Source organism: Clostridium sp. TJA032, assembly GCF_058310275.1.
The window spans coordinates 175,373-193,534 of the sequence record NZ_JBZEFB010000002.1; the positions used below are offsets into that span (position 1 = coordinate 175,373).

The 18,162-nt window shown below is 28.3% G+C and carries 11 protein-coding genes; 1 reads left to right on the forward strand and 10 read right to left on the reverse strand.

Annotated features, from left to right (window positions below; all coding sequences use genetic code 11):
• Positions 1-156 precede the first annotated feature (156 nt).
• The 6 genes from murB to uvrA all read right to left on the reverse strand — a co-directional run bounded on the left by murB (position 157) and on the right by uvrA (position 9,494).
• Positions 157-1,071, reverse strand: a complete 915-nt coding sequence (gene murB / locus AC4FRL_RS07910; RefSeq protein WP_491139681.1) for a UDP-N-acetylmuramate dehydrogenase — start codon at positions 1,069-1,071, stop codon at positions 157-159.
• Between the two features lie 142 nt (positions 1,072-1,213).
• The gene (gene uvrC, locus AC4FRL_RS07915; protein WP_491139682.1) at positions 1,214-3,082 is read right to left on the reverse strand and encodes an excinuclease ABC subunit UvrC; all 1,869 of its coding nucleotides are present in this window, start codon (positions 3,080-3,082) and stop codon (positions 1,214-1,216) included.
• A 136-nt stretch (positions 3,083-3,218) separates the two neighbouring features.
• The gene (locus tag AC4FRL_RS07920; protein WP_491139683.1) at positions 3,219-4,685 is read right to left on the reverse strand and encodes a peptidoglycan D,D-transpeptidase FtsI family protein; all 1,467 of its coding nucleotides are present in this window, start codon (positions 4,683-4,685) and stop codon (positions 3,219-3,221) included.
• The gene (locus AC4FRL_RS07925; RefSeq protein ID WP_491139684.1) at positions 4,686-5,915 is read right to left on the reverse strand and encodes an FtsW/RodA/SpoVE family cell cycle protein; all 1,230 of its coding nucleotides are present in this window, start codon (positions 5,913-5,915) and stop codon (positions 4,686-4,688) included.
• Between the two features lie 13 nt (positions 5,916-5,928).
• Entirely contained in the window at positions 5,929-6,363 is a 435-nt protein-coding gene (locus AC4FRL_RS07930) for an FHA domain-containing protein (RefSeq protein ID WP_491139685.1), read from the reverse strand.
• A 308-nt stretch (positions 6,364-6,671) separates the two neighbouring features.
• Positions 6,672-9,494 carry an excinuclease ABC subunit UvrA gene (uvrA, locus tag AC4FRL_RS07935; protein ID WP_491139686.1) on the reverse strand — a complete coding sequence of 941 codons (2,823 nt, stop codon included), beginning with the start codon at positions 9,492-9,494 and terminating at the stop codon, positions 6,672-6,674.
• A gap of 638 nt (positions 9,495-10,132) precedes the next feature.
• Here uvrA and AC4FRL_RS07940 point away from each other — a divergent pair.
• A complete protein-coding gene (locus tag AC4FRL_RS07940; protein ID WP_491139687.1) occupies positions 10,133-10,804 on the forward strand; it encodes a cyclic nucleotide-binding domain-containing protein in 672 nt (223 codons plus the stop codon).
• A 57-nt stretch (positions 10,805-10,861) separates the two neighbouring features.
• On the opposite strand, the gene recQ is transcribed toward AC4FRL_RS07940, so the two are convergent.
• The 4 genes from recQ to AC4FRL_RS07960 all read right to left on the reverse strand — a co-directional run bounded on the left by recQ (position 10,862) and on the right by AC4FRL_RS07960 (position 18,158).
• Positions 10,862-13,027, reverse strand: a complete 2,166-nt coding sequence (gene recQ / locus AC4FRL_RS07945; protein WP_491139688.1) for a DNA helicase RecQ — start codon at positions 13,025-13,027, stop codon at positions 10,862-10,864.
• Positions 13,028-13,201: 174 nt separating this feature from the next.
• Entirely contained in the window at positions 13,202-14,866 is a 1,665-nt protein-coding gene (aspT, locus tag AC4FRL_RS07950; RefSeq protein WP_491139689.1) for an aspartate-alanine antiporter, read from the reverse strand.
• 41 nt (positions 14,867-14,907) lie between these two features.
• Entirely contained in the window at positions 14,908-16,497 is a 1,590-nt protein-coding gene (locus AC4FRL_RS07955; protein ID WP_491139690.1) for a bifunctional aspartate transaminase/aspartate 4-decarboxylase, read from the reverse strand.
• Positions 16,498-16,808: 311 nt separating this feature from the next.
• Entirely contained in the window at positions 16,809-18,158 is a 1,350-nt protein-coding gene (locus AC4FRL_RS07960) for a TldD/PmbA family protein (RefSeq protein WP_491139691.1), read from the reverse strand.
• Between the last annotated feature and the right edge of the window lie 4 nt (positions 18,159-18,162).

The following is an 18,162-nucleotide window of genomic DNA, read 5'->3' on the forward strand; positions in this document are numbered from 1 at the left end:
TGGTAATTAAAGCAAAATCTAATCTCATAAATAAATTATAACATAAACAAGTTAATTGTTGCTTAAATTTATAAAGCTATATAATTTAAGCTAAAGTTAAAAAATTATAAATCTAAAATAGTTTAAAAAAGAGTATGCATAGCACACTCTTTTTTACTAATCTCTACCGATTATTCTAACTTCAGTATGAAGATCCACATCAAAATTTTCTTTTACAGTTTTTTGAACATGAGCGATTACATCTAAAACATCCTTAGCTGTAGCTCCACCCTTATTTATAACAAACCCTGAGTGTTTTTCTGAAACTGCTGCTCCTCCAATTGAGAATCCCTTAAGACCTGAATCTTGAATAAGCTTACCTGCAAAATATCCTTCTGGTCTTTTAAAAGTACTTCCTGCCGATGGATATTCTAAAGGTTGTTTGCTTTCTCTTTTTGTTGTAAGATCTTCAATCTTATCTTTTATACTAGCATACTCTCCGCTTTCTAGTTCTACTGTAGCTTCAATAACTACATATCCTTTTTTCATAACTACTGAACTTCTATATCCAAGTTCTAGCTCTTCTTTAGTTAAATTTTTAACATTACAATTTTCGTCAATTACTCTAGCTGACTTTATTACATGAGCCATTTCTCCATCATAGGCTCCTGCATTCATAAATACTGCTCCCCCAATACTACCTGGTATTCCGCAAGCAAATTCAAATCCCTTTAAATTATTTTCTAAAGCAACTTTTGATACATCCTTTAATAAAGCTCCACTTTGAGCTGTTACACAATTACCCTTTGCTGTAATTTTATTTAACTTATTAAACTTAATTACAACTCCAGAAACGCCCCCATCTTTAACTAAAATATTAGAACCATTACCTAATATAAAGTAAGGTACATTATATTCCCTACAAAGTTTTAAAGTATTAACTACTTGTTCTTCATTAACAGGAGTTACTAGTATATCTGCAGGTCCTCCCACTTTAAAATAAATATGTTCGCTCATAGGAGAGTCCACAGTGATATCTTCTTCATTATAAAATTTACTTAATAATTTATAAAACTCCATGTATTGATTCATACCCAAACTCCTCAATTTTAAATTTAATATCCTAATTTAATAGTATAAATTAATTCTTGACATCTTTTCAATATTTAGTACAAATTTTTTTTATTTTCTATGCCATAATATTATATATATTATATTAAGTCAATTTTTGTTATTAATTTTTTTTAGAAAAATATTGTATTATACTATTAGCTGCCCCCTTGTCAATTCCAGGGGTATCTAATAATTCTTCTAAAGAAGCCTCCTTAATTTTATCTACACTACCAAATTTCATAAGAAGATTCCTTCTTCTTTTTTCCCCAATTCTAGGTATATCTTCTAAGATAGAATGTAAAGTTCTTTTATTTCTTAAACTTCTATGATAAGTTATGGCATACCTATGAACTTCGTCCTGTATTCTAGTTATTAAGTTCATAAGACTAGAACCTTTTTTAATTATAAATTCTTCATTGTTAAAAATAATTCCACGAGTTCTATGCTTATCATCTTTAACAAGCCCACATACAGGAATCTCTATTCCAAAGTCTTTTAACACATCTAAAGCTATGTTAACTTGCCCTTTTCCTCCATCCATCATTATTAAATCTGGAAAAACACAAAATTTCCCTTTTGAATATTCTAAATTTCTATCTGCTATTTCCCTAATTTCTTTTAAACCATGAGAAAATCTTCTACTTAATATTTCTCTCATGCTTTCATAATCATTAGGTCCTTCTACACTTTTTATTTTAAATCTTCTATAGTCAGAATTTTTAGCTTTTCCCTCTTCAAAAACAACCATAGTCCCAACAGAGTCCATTCCTTGTATATTTGATATATCATAAGCTTCTATTCTAGAAGGTAATGAATCTAAAGAAAGCAATTCTGCAAGATTTTCTAAGGCATATTTATTTACTTCCTTTTCTTCAATCATCTTATCTTTAAATTGCTCTAACATTATTTTAGCATTATTTTTCACCATATCTAAAAGATTTTTTTTATCACCTTTTTTAGGAATCTTTATAGAAACCTTAGTGCCTCTTTTTTCTGAAAGAAATTTTTCTATAAGGTCTTTATCATCAATTTCATGAGAAACATAAATAACCTTAGGTATTTGTGCAGTTCCTCCATAAAAAGATAATATAAAAGAACTTAAAATATGTTCTTTTGATTCTTCATAAATATTTTCAAGCATAAAATGTTCTCGTCCTATAACCTTACCTTCTCTAAGGAAAAATACTTGAGCACATCCATCTTTTTCATCTCTATATATGTCTATAAAATCCTCTTCTCCTTCTTTAACCATAAACATTTTTTGTTTTTCCACAAGAGCTTCTATAGCCATTATTCTATCTCTTATCTTAGCAGCCTTTTCAAACTCTAAATCCTCTGATGCTCTTTGCATTTCTTCTTTTAAATCCTTTATTATAGAACTATCTAATCCCTTTAAGATATTTATTATTTCGTCTATCATCTTTCCATATTCTTTTTTAGATATATATCCTGCACAAGGTGCCTTACATAAATTTATATGATAATTTAAACAGGCTCTTGTAGGCTCTCCACCCTCTAAAATAACCTTTTTACAAGTTCTAAGAGGAAACAATTTTTTTATAAGCCCCATAACTTCATAAACAGCATTTCCATTTGTATAAGGTCCAAAGTATTTATTTCCATCCTTTGCAAAGTTTCTTGTAACATAAACTCTTGGGAAATCTTCATTAGTTGTTATTTTTATAAAGGGATAAAATTTATCATCCTTTAATGCTATATTATATTTTGGACTATATTTCTTTATAAGATTACACTCTAAAATTAAGGCTTCCATTTCAGAATCAGTAACTATATATTCAAATTCAGCTATATTTTTAACCATAGCCTTAACCTTTTCTGAATGACTTTTAGAGTTTTGAAAATACTGTCTTACTCTATTTTTTAAAACTTTTGCTTTTCCTACATAAATAACTTCTCCAAGAGAATTTTTCATTATATAAACTCCTGGCTTATCAGGTAATATTTTTAATTGATGTTGAAAATCAAACATTTCCTATCACCTCATCTCTTTTATTATAAAACTAATTTATATATATTAAATAACATTTATGTGAAATCAATATAAATTAATAAGCCCTAACACACTATTTTCATAGCATTATTAGGGCTAATAAGTTTTAATTTTATTATTTATTAAAATAAGCTTGCATTACTCTTGCAGTAACTGGAGCGGCAACCTTTGAACCTGAACCTCCATTTTCAACAATTGTTGCCACAGCTATCTTTGGATTATCAGCTGGTGCAAATGCTATTAGCCAAGCATGAGAACTTCCATCTGGAACTTGAGCTGTACCTGTTTTAGCAGCTACATTCATTCCGCTAAAATATCCCCAGTTATCATTTATTCTATCTTGAGCAACCCCTTGCATATATTGATTTATAATATTAGCTTGTTCAGGGGTCATAACAGTTTCCTTACTAGCAGAAGAAAACTCTTTTACAGTATCTCCACTTTTATCTACGATTTTACTAACTATATAAGGCTCTAATCTAACACCATTGTTTGCAATAGTTGCTGCAACAGTTGCCATTTCAATAGGACTTGCTAAAACATCTCCTTGTCCTATAGCCTCATAAGCTATTAATCCTCTATCTACTGTTTTTCTATCTGGGAAATTTCCAGAGTATGCCTTAAGTTTTCCTAGATATAAATCCTTATTAAAGCCGTACTTTTCTGCTGTTTCCCTTAACTTTTTATTACCAAGTTCTTCCCCTAAAATACCACCAAAAACTACGTTACTTGAAACTGATAAAGCTTTCTTTAAATCAATTTCTCCATAAGCATTTCCATTTTCATTTGGTAAATCCTTTGTTCCAACATTTATAGAACCTGTATCATCAAAAGTTCTTTCAGTTACATTCTTTAAATTTTCTAAAGCTGAAGTTAAAGTTATAATCTTAAAAGTTGAACCTGGTGGATATTGTCCATTTAAAGCTCTATCAACTAATATCGCATCCTTAGTATTACCATTTGGATTATTTGCTATTTCATAAGTTTCTTTTAAATTATTAGGATTAAATCCTGGTTTAGAAACACTTGCTAAAACTGCCCCAGTTTTAGGGTCTAAAGCAACAACAGCTCCTCTATTTGCTCCTAAAGCTGCATAAGCTGCCTTTTGCAAATCAGTATCTAAGGTAGTTATAACACTATTTCCAACCTTTTTATCTAACTCATCTCTATCTTTAAAATCTTCCTTAAAATTAAAAGATTTAAAAAATGCTCTTAATGAAATATTTTCATAAGTAGTTAATTCCTTTGAATACGCTCCCTCTAAACCTGAGTTTCCATATATTCCACTAGAATATCCAATTGGATGTGAGTATATCTCTCCATAAGGATATTCTCTCTTTTGAGTTAAATCCCCACTTTTAGTACTCTTAGCTAAGACATTTCCGTTTCTATCTTTTATATCACCTCTTATGACCTCATTTTGAGCAGCCATAACAGCTGTATTGCTATCCATCTCTGCTATTTTAGGAACTTGTATTAATTGGAAGTAAGCTATGTAACTTATAAGACCTACTAAAAGAAGTAAGTAAACAAACATAACTTTTTTTATACTTCCTGATAAATCCTTTTTTTTCTTTGCCATCTATCTTAGTCCCTCCTCTGAAATTTTCTGAAGTATTCCTAAGGAAATGAAAACTGTAAGCATAGATGTTCCACCATAACTAACTAAAGGTAAAGTAATACCTGTTAAAGGAATAACTGCAAATACCCCTCCTATAATTACTAAAACTTGAGCAACTATAAGTGTACTAAAACCTACAGCATTTAATTGTGAAAATTGGTCATCTGTATTTAGAGCAGCTCTTATTCCTCTATAAAATAATAGGAAATATATAAGTAATAATCCTATGCCAAAAACAAGACCTAATTCTTGTGCTATTAAAGCAAATATAAAATCTGTTGACCTAAAAGGTACAAGAGTAGGATATCCATTATAAAGTCCAACTCCAAACATTCCACCTAAAGACATTGCATAGAATCCTTGAACTATTTGATAACTTTCCTTGTTAGCATATTTCCAAACATCTTTCCAAATTTTTATTCTATTTCTAACATGACCAAATAAGAAGTAACTTGCTGTTCCTCCTACTGCAAAAAGACCTAAACCTGTAGCAACATATTTCCAATTACAAGTAGCAATATAAACCATTGTTACAGATACAAAGAAAAAGATAAGTGCTGAACCTAAATCCTTTTGTAAAACCATAAACCCTAAAGAATACATTACAACTAATGCTGGTTCTAAAAGTTGTTTAAATTCACTTTTTATACTTTTTTTCTTTTCATACTTCATTAAAGCAGAAGCTAAGTAAAGTATTAAAAATATTTTTCCTATTTCAGAAGGCTGAAAACCAAAACCTCCTATGTAAACCCAGTTTTTTGCTCCATTTATAGAAGTACCAATAAACATAGCCATCGCCATAAAAATTAAGGTACCTACTAAATAAACATATCTATACTTAGCAAAGCTTTTTAAATCAGGTAAAACTATTACAATTGTCATATAAATTGCAATTCCTAAACTAAACCAAACTAATTGTTTCATTGCTAATTTAGGGTCTAACCTATAAAGAACGGCTATTCCAACTACTGCTAAGACAGATGCAAAAATAAGCATATATTTATCCCCATCAGGATAAAACTTTCTTATTATAAAATGTGAAAATCCAATAATAACTATCAATATACCTGCTATAACAAATGCCATTTTGTCTATAGGGTTTTGCTTAAGTGCTATATTTGTAAATAAGGCTAAGCATAAAAGATAGACTAATAGCAACATTCTTTTTTCATACTTTAAAGCAGCATTCATCTTATCACCTCTTTTACCCTATAACCTTAAATTCAGTACTTCCCATTTTTATTCTATCATTTACCTTTAATCTAACTCTTCCCTCAACTTTAGAGCCATTTATAAATGTACCATTTGTACTTGCTAAATCTTCTAAATAAAAATCATTGTTTTTAACATAAATTTTAGCATGATATGATGATACAAACTGATCATTTAGCACAATAGAATTATCATCTCTTCGTCCAATAGATATAGTACTCGTCACAGGTATAACCGAGCCAACACCTAAAGTCCCATTAGAGATAGTCTGTAAGACTTCTAATCCATGTGCTTTCTTTCCAGGGGCTTTCTTCTTTTTCCCGCCTTTAACATCTTTATACATTATCTTTAATGCATAATAAATTATGGAATATAATATAACTATAAATATTATTCCAAAAACCCATGTCATTAGTTTAGAAAACATCACTTCACCTCTACATATTTTATATTTCTTTTATATTTTACTTTATTTAATAACTTGATTATACAATAAAAGCTTACAATTTCATAATCATAATTAAAATCCTTAATTATTATATCATTTTAAAAAGTGAAATTTATAATATTTATATTTTTATTTTACTTCTTTTTAAAACTTTTAATTAAAATTTCTTCTATAAGTTCATATATTAATAAAATTCATAAAATATAGCTATCAGAATAAAAAAATTCTGGTAGCCATAATATGTTGTATACTAAAATAATATATTTACTTTTTTAAATTATATTCCTCTACTCAAGATATTTTTTTAAATACTTCCCTGTATAAGAATCTTTATTTTCTACTATTTTTTCAGGTGTTCCAGAAACTACAATTGTTCCACCCTTATCTCCACCTTCAGGTCCTAAATCTATTATATAATCTGCACATTTAATCATATCTAAATTATGTTCGATTACAATTACTGTGTTTCCTCCCTCAACTAACCTTTGAAGAATTTTAACAAGCCTATTTACATCATGTATATGAAGTCCTGTTGTAGGCTCATCTAAAATATATAAGGTTTTTCCTGTACTTCTTTTAGATAATTCATAAGCTAATTTAATTCTTTGCGCTTCTCCACCTGATAGCTGTGTTGAGGGTTGCCCTAGTCTTATATAACCTAAGCCAACATCCATTAAAGTTTGAAGTTTATTTTTTATTCTTGGAATATTTTCAAAAAACTCCAAAGCTTCTTCAACTGTCATATTTAAAACATCTGCTATATTTTTCCCCTTATATTTAACCTCTAAAGTTTCTCTATTATATCTTTTTCCCTTACAAACTTCACAAGGAACATAAACATCAGATAAAAACTGCATTTCTATCTTTATTATACCATCTCCACTGCAAGCTTCACACCTTCCACCCTTTACGTTAAAGGAAAATCTACCAGGTTTATATCCTCTCATTTTTGCTTCTTGAGTTTGAGAGAAAAGCTCTCTTATTACATCAAAGGTTCCAGTATAAGTAGCTGGATTACTTCTTGGCGTTCTTCCTATAGGACTTTGGTCTATATCAATAATTTTATCAATATTTTCATAACCTGTTATATCTTTAAATTTTCCTGGTAAGTCCTTAGCTTTATTTACTATCTTATTTAATCCCTTATAAAGAATTTCATTAACCAAAGTACTTTTTCCAGAACCAGAAACTCCAGTAACCATAGTTAAAGTTCCTAAAGGAAATTTTACATTAATATTTTTTAAATTATTCTCCTTAGCTCCTTTAACAGTTATGAAATTTCCATTCCCTTTTCTTCTTTCCTTTGGAAGTTCAACTCTTTTAATTCCTGTTAAATATTTTCCTGTTAAAGAATTTTCATTTGCCATAACTTCCTCTAAAGTTCCTTTAGCAACTATTTCTCCACCATGTTCCCCTGCACCTGGTCCTATATCTACTATATAATCAGCTTCTCTCATAGTATCCTCATCATGTTCTACAACTATAAGTGTATTACCAAGGTCTCTAAGTTGTTTTAATGTAGAAATAAGCCTATCATTATCCCTTTGATGAAGTCCTATTGAAGGCTCATCTAGTATATATAAAACTCCCATAAGTTGAGAACCTATTTGAGTTGCAAGTCTTATTCTCTGTGCTTCTCCTCCTGATAAAGTTCCTGCCTTTCTTGCTAAATCTAAATAATCTAATCCTACATTTATTAAAAAGCTTAATCTAGATTGAATTTCCTTTATTATTTGATTACTTATTATTTTATCTTTTTCTGAAAAATTAATAGAATTTATAAAATCTAGTTCTTCTCTTATAGCTAATTTAGTAAACTCAAATATATTTTTTCCTCCAACAGTAACCCCTAAAGCTTCAGGCTTAAGTCTTGCACCTTTACATTTAGGACAAGGATTATCACTCATATACTTTTCTATTTCATCCTTTAAAGCATCTGAACCTGTTTCCATATATCGTCTTCTTAAATTGTTTATTTCTCCTTCAAAGGAATGATTATAAACTGATTCTACATTTTCTTTTTTATATGTAACCTTTAATTTATCCTTTTCTCCATACATTAAAACTTCTTGTACCTTCTTAGGCAAATCTTTATATGGAGTATCTAAATCAAAATTATATTTCTTCATTAATGCCTTAAGAACAGAATAAGTCCAAGCATCCTCCTTAAGTCTTGCATCTCCCCAAGTAGAAATTGCCCCTTCTCTTATACTTAAATCTTTATTAGGAACAACTAAATTTTCATCAATTTCCATTAAAGTTCCTAACCCATCACATCTTTCACACTTTCCAAAAGGAGAGTTAAAAGAAAACATTCTTGGAGATAACTCCTCTATGCTTATTCCACAATCAACACAAGCAAAATGCTCACTATAAAGTCTATCCTCTCCTCCTATTAAACTAACTAAAACTAAACCATCTGCCATTTTAAGAGAAGTTTCTATAGAATCTGTTAATCTTCCTTCAATTCCTTCCTTAACAATTATTCTATCTACTACTGCCTCTATATTATGCTTAATATTTTTTTCAAGCTTTACTTCATCCTCTGTTAAGTCATAAATTTCTCCATCTATTCTCGCTCTAACAAAACCTTGTTTTTTTATATTTTCAAGAACCTTTTCATGATTTCCTTTTCTGCCTCTTATTATTGGTGCTAAAATCATTATTTTACTTCTATCTGGAAGTTCCATAACTTTGTCTACTATTTGGTCAACAGATTGTTGAGATATTTCTTTTCCGCACTTAGGACAATGAGGTACTCCAACTCTTGCATATAATAATCTTAAATAATCATAAATTTCTGTTACTGTACCTACAGTTGACCTTGGATTTCTAGAGGTGGTTTTTTGGTCTATAGATATGGCTGGAGATAAACCTTCTATTGATTCAACCTCTGGTTTATCCATCTGTCCTAAAAATTGTCTTGCATAAGATGATAAAGATTCTACATACCTTCTTTGCCCCTCTGCATAAATAGTATCAAAGGCTAAGGAACTTTTACCAGAACCTGATAGTCCTGTAAATACAATAAGCTTATCTCTTGGAATTTCTAAGCTTATATTCTTTAAATTATGTACTTTTGCCCCTTTTATTATTATTTTGTCCTTCATAAAACTCTGCTACTAAAACTATATAAACTTTGTAATAAAATAAGTTTTAAGTGTGTAGCTCTCCCTTCTTTTATATTTTTATATAATTAATTTTCTCTTTAATTTCTTGTAAAACAAACTTCTATTTTATTATGTCTTTAAAGCTTATTTATTATATACACTAAAAGTTATTATTTATAAATAATACTTTGTATATTCTAAAAAGCAAACGTAAGTTCGTATACAAATATTTTAATTCTCTAAAATTTATATGTCAAATTCTTTATATAATAATCATTATTATTTTCATAATCTTAGAATAATACAAAATTCTGTTTCATAAATTATATTGAAGTAACTTTTAAAGTCATTTCTTTAGGCATTAATAAATTTGTTTTTTAAGACTCCTCCAGACGATTTGTTAATGCCTAAGCTTTCAACATTTTACACCTCTAACATCTGATAACAAAAAATAAAGAGTGTATAGCATATATAAATGCTATCACTCTTTTATAGAATTTAAAGTATTAAGGCAATTTTATTGTTAATTTATTAAATATTCTCTTTAACCTATTAATAGGACTATTTTATCATATATACTATAGGTATAGTTATGACATATGTCTTATAATATCGGCTTCTTTAGGAGGTATAAACTCTTGGTACTTATAAATGATAGAGAAATTTTAATGAAATTAATATATAAATATGAACTTCAATCAATTTTCCCGAAGGAAATTATCCCCTTATTAGAATTACATATGTTTAAAAAGAATGAACACATTTGCTTTATGAATGAAGAACTTAAATATTTATACTTTTTTATTCATGGAAAAGCTAAGGTTTATAAAACCTTGCCAAATGGTAAGTCTTTACTTTTAGAATTTTACGAACCAATTCAATTAATTGGTGATTTAGAAGTTATATCAAAGGTAAGAGCTAATTGTAGTATAAAGGTCTTATGTAAAAGTCTTTGTATTGCTATTCCTGTTAAGGAAGTAAATAATATAGCCCTTAAAGATTTAAACTTTCTTATGTATATAACTAAAAATCTTTCAAAAAAATTAGAAAGATGTTCTGTAAGTAGTTCCATAACAATTACATATAATTTAGAAACCAAACTTGCAAATTACCTTTTAGCAAGAAATGAACACATAATAACTATAGATAATTATTCAAACTTAGCAGAACTTTTAGGTACAAGCTATAGACATTTAAATAGAACTTTAAATAAATTAATAGAAGATAAAATAATAAGCAAAGAAAAAAATGAAATAAAAATTTTAAATATAAAAGCTTTAGAAAGCCTTTGCATAGACTTAAAACAATAATTCCCTAGTTTATTAAGCTAAAAAGCATAATAAAACTAGGGATTTTTTTATTACAGATTACTCTTTATTTAAATTATTTATTACTAATTTAGTAACTATAAATCTTATCTTTTCATAAGAAACCTCTTCTTTTAAGTTTTCCTTAATAGGCTTTAACTTTCCATAACCTACTTCCTTTATGGCATCTAATACTAATTCTTCTTCTTTTTTTGAAAATAATGAATCAAAATCTATTTCAAAATCTATCTTATTTCCTTCTTCTAAATATTGTTGAATATGAGAGAGAAGTGTTGTTATAGATAACTCTCTTTCCTTTGCAATAGCATAAAGTTTTTCTCCCTCTTTAAGCATATCTATAGTAATTTCAAAGGATTTTTTCTTACCACTATTTCTCTTTAATTTTTTATCCATATCTTCCTTACTAACCTTTTCTCCTTCTTCCCATTTAACATTTATATTATTTTCTTTAACATATTCCTTTATTACCTTTATAAATACCTCTCCATATTTTTGTATTTTCTTTTCTCCAACTCCTGTTATTTCTGAAAGTTGATTTTCATTTACTGGTATTCTTACGCTCATTTCCTTAAGAGTATTATCCCCAAATACTATATATGGAGGAACCCCTTCTTCTAAAGCTATTTCTCTTCTTAAAGTTCTTAAAAGGTCAAATAATTCATTATTTTTATATACTTTTTTAAGCTTTCTTTTTTCCTTAAACATAACTTTTTCATTTCCTTTAAGAACCTCAATAGATATTTTATTTAATCTAACTACAGGATATTCTCCAGTATAATCTATAAATCTATGGGAAATTAAAGTATTTATAAAATCTTTAAGCTTATCCTTTGAATAGTCCTTCATTATTCCATAGGTACTTAACTTATCTAAGCCTAAATCAATTATTTTTTTATTTTTTGATGCTCTTAAAACATCTATTATTACCCCTATGCCAAAAGGTCTTTTCATTCTATAAACACAAGATATAACCTTTTGTGCATCTATGGTTTTATCAACTATTTCTCCTTCTATTTCACAATTGCTACAATTATTGCAGTCTTCTTCTAATGTTTCACCAAAATAATTAAGAATAAACTTTCTATAACATCCATTAGAATAAACTAAATCCATCATTGTCTGTAACTTGCTTAATTCATTTATTTTTCTTTCTGGATTTAAAGTTCCAGTTTCTATTATATATTTTTGAGTTTGAAGGTCTCCTGGTGAAAAAAGAAGAATACACTCTGACTTCTCTCCATCTCTTCCTGCTCTTCCTATTTCTTGATAATAAGCCTCTATATTTTTAGGCATATTGTTATGAATTACATATCTTATATTAGGCTTATCTATCCCCATTCCAAAGGCATTAGTAGCAATCATTATATTTACTTTATCAAAAACAAAATCCTCTTGATTTTTCTTTCTTTCTTCATCAGAAAGTCCCGCATGATACTTCGTACATTCCATACCTGATGAAATTATACTTTCATATAAAGAATCAACTTCTTTTCTAGTAGCACAATAAATAATTCCTGAAACATCTTTATTTTCTTTTAAATAATCTAATATATAGTAATTTTTATTTACCCCTTTTTCTATTATTATTTTTAAATTTTCTCTATCAAATCCAGAAATAAAAATCTTAGGTTTATTAAGGTCTAAAAGTCTTATTATATCTTTTCTAACCTCCTCTGTAGCAGTAGCTGTAAAAGCTGAAACTACAGGTCTTTTTTTTAAAAGGCTAATAAACTTACTGATAAACCTATAACTGCTTCTAAAATCATGTCCCCATTGAGAAACACAATGTGCTTCATCAACAGCCACTTGAGAAACATCTATATTAGAAACTAAAGATAAAAAATCCATTGATTCAAGTCTCTCAGGTGCTACATATAATATTTTTATAGCTCCTTTTTTAACTTCTTCAAATATAGTGTTTATTTCATAACTACTAAGAGTTGAATTTATATATGCAGACTCTACGCCCATACTATTTATAGAATCTACCTGGTCTTTCATAAGAGAAATAAGTGGAGAAATTACAACTGTAATACCTTCTAAAAGTAATGCAGGTATTTGATAACATATTGATTTTCCTCCTCCTGTGGGCATTATAGCTAGAACATCATTTCCCCTTACAATTTCATTTATAATTTCTTCTTGTCCTTTTCTAAATTCATTATATCCATAAAAACTTTTTAAAAATTCCTTTGCCTTACTCAATATTTCTCTCCTTTAATTAAAAAATATTTTTAATTATAATAGCTTTTTTATTTATTAACTAATATTACTAAATTCATACTTACTTCTTAATTATATCCTTAAAAAATCAAAAGACAAAACAGCTTAAAAATAAGCTGTTTTGCCTTTTTATAATAAATTTCTAAATTTTTTGCTTTACCTAGCCAATAATCCTATTGTGAGTGGTCCCATGACGGTTATCAAAATATTACCTACTGCATAGGAAGGGGTATAACTTAAAGCAAATATACTACTTCCATTGTCCTCAACTATAGCATTTAAAGCTGCTGTTATAGTACCTGCACCACATTGAGAACCTATAATATCTACTGGATCTAGCTTTAATGCATATTTTCCAAAGAATATAGATAGGAAATGTGGAATTATAGCTACTAATACACCTACTAAAAGAACTTTAACTCCCATAGAACGTAATGCTGGAATAAATGCACTACCTGCTTCTAATCCAACTACAGCTATAAATAGGTTTAATCCTACACTCTTTAAGAACCAACGAGTTGAAGAAGGTATTTGTCCAAAACGAGGATGTTTGTTTTGATACCATCCACAGAATAAACCTGCAAATAAAGCTCCTCCACCGCTACCTAAAGTTAAAGGAACATGTCCTATAGTTATAGCTATTGTACCTATTAAAATACCAGCTATAATACCAAATGTTAAGTAACTAACATCTGTTTCTGAACCAGTATTTTTTATATAACCAAATTCTTTTATTATCTTGTCAATAGCATGCTCTGGTCCTATAATCTCTAAGAAATCTCCATTTTTCATTTGAGTTTCATCATCTAAGACCTTGTCATTTCTTTTAACTGATAATAACATTATGTTATTGTTATATAAATCTTGTAAGTTTCTTAAGTTAAATGCTTTTGTTAAAACAATTTCAGATTTCTTTAAAGAAACATTAAGATATTTATCATCTGAAGTTTCTGTTAAAGAGTCACTTGCTACTTTTAACATATCTGAAAGGTCACCAATTAAAGTAATATATTCACCTACTTCAATTTTTGTATTACCATCAAATTTTAAATCTTCATCATTTTTAAAGATTTTTTCAAAGGTAATTTTGTGCTTAAATTGTTTCTCTATATCGGAAACTGACTTTCCAATAAAAGAACAATTTTCATTTACTAAAAATGAACGCATTTTTACATTCTTTAAAATAGCAGAACCATTATTAGAATCACCTTTAAAGTTTAACTTTTCAATCATCTTTTTAGTTTCTTCTTTTAAGTTTACACGTAAAAGCATTGGTGCTATGTTCTTTAAGAAAATAAGAACACCAACAGTACCAAAAAGATAAGTTATTGCATAAGCAATAGCAACTTTAGATTCCATAGCATTTTTTTGTGCCGCCGAAATATCTAAAGAGTTTATAGCAGATGCCGAAGTACCTATAACCGCTGACTGTGTAAGTGAACCTGAGATTATTCCAGCACCTTCTCCTGGTCCAATTTTAAATATCTTAAAGCAAACCATTGCAACAATAAACGCAACTACACTAAAGAATACTGAGTGTATTATAAGTTTTACTCCTGATTTCTTTAAGCTATTTACAAATGCAGGACCTACTTCATAACCTATTGTAAAGATAAAGAAACTAAAGAATATACTCTTTACTACAGGTGAAATGTGGAATACGGTAATCTGCCCTAAAAGCAATCCTACAATTAAAGTTCCTACAGTAGAACCTAAACTAAAGGACTTGTATCTTAGCTTACCTACTAAATATCCTAAGCATAAACATAGAAATATAGCTACACTAGGGTTTTTCCCAAAAAAGTCAATTACATCTTTCACTTAAATCACCCTTTGTCCTAAATTTTTAACTTTTATTTAAACTATTTATTTTCTTTTTTATACTCATCATAATATTCAGAAAGTAATTCTAGTATTTGAGCTCCTATTTTCTTATAAGCATCATCTGGTAAATTTGCCTCTGATACACGAAGTGTTCCTGGAGTTGCTGCAAATCCTACACCTTCCATTAAAACTACTCCATTCATTTCAGCTAAACGTAATAAGAAATCAATAGGTTCAAAATTATTCTTTAAGTATTCTTCAAACTTTTCATCATATACATTTTTTGCTAATTCATATACATCTATTAATGAATAATACTTAGCATTTTCTACACTATTGTCTTCTTTAATACCAAGAGTAGTGAATAAATCGTGATATCTTGCTCTTACTAATTTCTTAGCACTTTCAATATATGCATCTTTTTCTCCTGCACATAAATCACTTAAAGCAAATAAAGCCATTTGTACTTGTTGAGGTGTTGATAAACCTGAAGTATGATATAATCCAACTGAACGGCTATCTGCAACTAATCTATCTATAAATTTTAATTTTCTTGGTTCTAAAGTAACTAGACCATATCTCTTATCTAATTCTTTTAATTTTTCTTCTGGTAACTTAGCTATTAAATCATCTAAAACGTTATTTTCATTTGCAGCTATTAAACCTAATCTCCAACCTGTTGCTCCATATAATTTAGAGAAAGAGTAAACTAATAGTGTATTGTAAGGTGCTACAGAATATAAAGTTTTAAAGTTTTCAACAAAAGTTCCATAAACATCATCTGTTATTATTATTAAATCCTTACGTTCCTTAACTATTTCCTTAATATGATTTAAAGCTTCTTCACTTAATGCTTTAGAAGCTGGGTTAGAAGGGTTTACAAAGAATAAAGCTTTTATACTTTCATCTCTTAACTTTTCTATTTCCTGTGCATCTATTATCCAGTTATTTTCTTCTTTAGACATTAAGTCAACTTCTACCATATCATAATCATGTAATTGTGGTATTTGAAGATAAGGAGTAAATATAGGTGTATTTATTGCTATTTTGTCTCCTTTTTTTATTAATCCATTTTCCTTTAATGAATTAAATATGTAACATATTGCAGCTGTTCCACCTTCTGTTGGGAAAACTTCTGTTTCACTAGCTAAATTTATTCCATCATAAAGATTTTTTTCTAAGTACATGTTTACTATTTTTTCTACATTAACTAAGCATCTGCTAGGAACAGGATAGTTATTTCCTATAGCTCCATCTACAAATTCCTTAACTAAAGCATCTTTATCTATATTTAATTCTTCAGCACAGTAATTTACTGCTTTAATTAAAAATGCATCAACTTCATGATTTCCATTTAAGAAAGATACAAATCTATCATAAATTCCTTCTAAAGTTGTATATCCTGCTAAATTTCCATCTTCCATAGTTCTTCTCGACTCTGAAACACCAAATTCAACAATTCTTCCTAAAGCTAGTCTTCCTTGAGTGTTTATCCAGTTTGGATTTCCTCTACCTGCATTTAAAAAAGTATTATGCTTTTCATTTTCTTTAGCTAACTTTAGCATTTTACTACTGATTTCAAAAGCTCCTAAGCCTTCTAATTTTTTCTCAAAATCTTTTGTTATCATTTCCATCACTCCTTATTGTTAATAGTAAAAACATATAAGAAATTTAATATTTTAATTTCCAAAAAAAAGATTAAATCCCTTAATCAAGTATACCTTAACACTTTAACCATATTTTTAAAGTCAACCTATATATGCTTTTAATAAAAATAACGTTAAAATTTTTTTACTTTATAATTTTGTTATATACTATATTGACACAAAGAGAAATTTACGAAAAAATTTTTCCAAGTTTAATATATTTTCCCTAGAAAAAAAGTTAAAAGTATATATAAGAATATACTTTTAACCATGATATAAAGCTACTTATTTACTTATTCTCCAGCTATTGATAGTTCCTTAATAACAATATTAGGACTACCATAACCAGAAGTTACCCCACTTTCTTCTAAGTTATCTCCTATTTCTTCTATATTATTTAATAACTCAAAAAAGTTACCTGCAATTGTTATATGTTTTATAGCCCCTTTTAATTTTCCCTCTTCTATTTTTATCCCTTCAGCAGCTAAAGAAAAATCTCCTGTTACTGCATTAGCACCTGAGTGAAGTCCAGCTAAATCAATTATATAAACTCCATTACCTACAAATTTTAATAAATCTTCAAGGGATTTATCACCATTTTTTATATATAAGTTAGTAGGACTTGCTTTTACTGGGGATTTAAATGAAGCTTTAAAACCATTTCCTGTTGCCCTTACCCCTTCTTTATTTGCTGTTTTCAAATTGTGTAAAAAACCTTTAAAAATTCCCTCCTTAATTATCTCTTTAACTCTTGTAGGAACTCCTTCATCATCAAAGGAACAACTTGAAATTCCTCCTTCTAAAAATGGATTGTCTATTAAATTGAGCTTTTTAGATGCAATTTTTTCTCCTATTTTACCTTTTAAAAGAGTTTTATTTTCTTCAGCTATATGACCTAAAAAATTACTCTCCATTACTCTTATTAAAGAAGCCATAACCTCGCCTTCTATAATAACCTTATATTTTCCTGATGGTATTGAAGTAGCACCTTTTTTTCTTAAAGTATTATTTATTCCTTTTTTAATTAATTTATCTATATTTATATCGCTTAAATTAGTTGAAATCTTATAAGCACCATCTATAATCATATTTTCTCCCTCTTTAACAACTGGAGAAACTGAGGCACTAGCAATTGTTTTTTCTTCCTTCAAATTTATTCCTTCAGAATTAACTATTCTTCTCTCAATAATAGCTGTATTAAATTTTGTGTATTCACTTTTTAATATTTCAGAATTTATATTTGATGGCTCAAGGCTTAACCTTATAGCATTATCAATTTGTTTACTAGGAGTTAAATTTACTATATTTTCATCATAAGTATTGACCTTAAAATACTTCTCCTTTTCTCCAAAAATAAATTCATAATCATCACTTTCTATAAGCTTTGCACATTCTAAAGCTTTCAAAACTAACAGGTCTATTGAATCTTCATCTAATTTTTCTGTATATGAATATCCCATCTTACCATTATATATTCCTCTAAAAGAAACACCTATAGAAGTGCTTAAACCATATCTTTCAACTTCACCCTTAGAAGAAGTTATATTTAAAGCTTCGCTCTTACCATAATATAATTCATACTTTTCAAAATTAAGCTCTTTAGCTCTATTAAATAATTTTTCTTTAAAATCCTTAAATTCCATAATA

What these genes read in the sequence shown, in the direction of transcription:
- AC4FRL_RS07930 (WP_491139685.1), bottom strand. Translation starts at nt 6,363, where the DNA reads ATGTTTTCTAAACTAATGACATGGGTTTTTGGAATAATATTTATAGTT.
- AC4FRL_RS07920 (WP_491139683.1), bottom strand. Translation starts at nt 4,685, where the DNA reads ATGGCAAAGAAAAAAAAGGATTTATCAGGAAGTATAAAAAAAGTTATG.
- AC4FRL_RS07925 (WP_491139684.1), bottom strand. Translation starts at nt 5,915, where the DNA reads ATGAATGCTGCTTTAAAGTATGAAAAAAGAATGTTGCTATTAGTCTAT.
- AC4FRL_RS07960 (WP_491139691.1), bottom strand. Translation starts at nt 18,158, where the DNA reads ATGGAATTTAAGGATTTTAAAGAAAAATTATTTAATAGAGCTAAAGAG.
- uvrA (WP_491139686.1), bottom strand. Translation starts at nt 9,494, where the DNA reads ATGAAGGACAAAATAATAATAAAAGGGGCAAAAGTACATAATTTAAAG.
- uvrC (WP_491139682.1), bottom strand. Translation starts at nt 3,082, where the DNA reads ATGTTTGATTTTCAACATCAATTAAAAATATTACCTGATAAGCCAGGA.
- murB (WP_491139681.1), bottom strand. Translation starts at nt 1,071, where the DNA reads ATGAATCAATACATGGAGTTTTATAAATTATTAAGTAAATTTTATAAT.
- AC4FRL_RS07955 (WP_491139690.1), bottom strand. Translation starts at nt 16,497, where the DNA reads ATGATAACAAAAGATTTTGAGAAAAAATTAGAAGGCTTAGGAGCTTTT.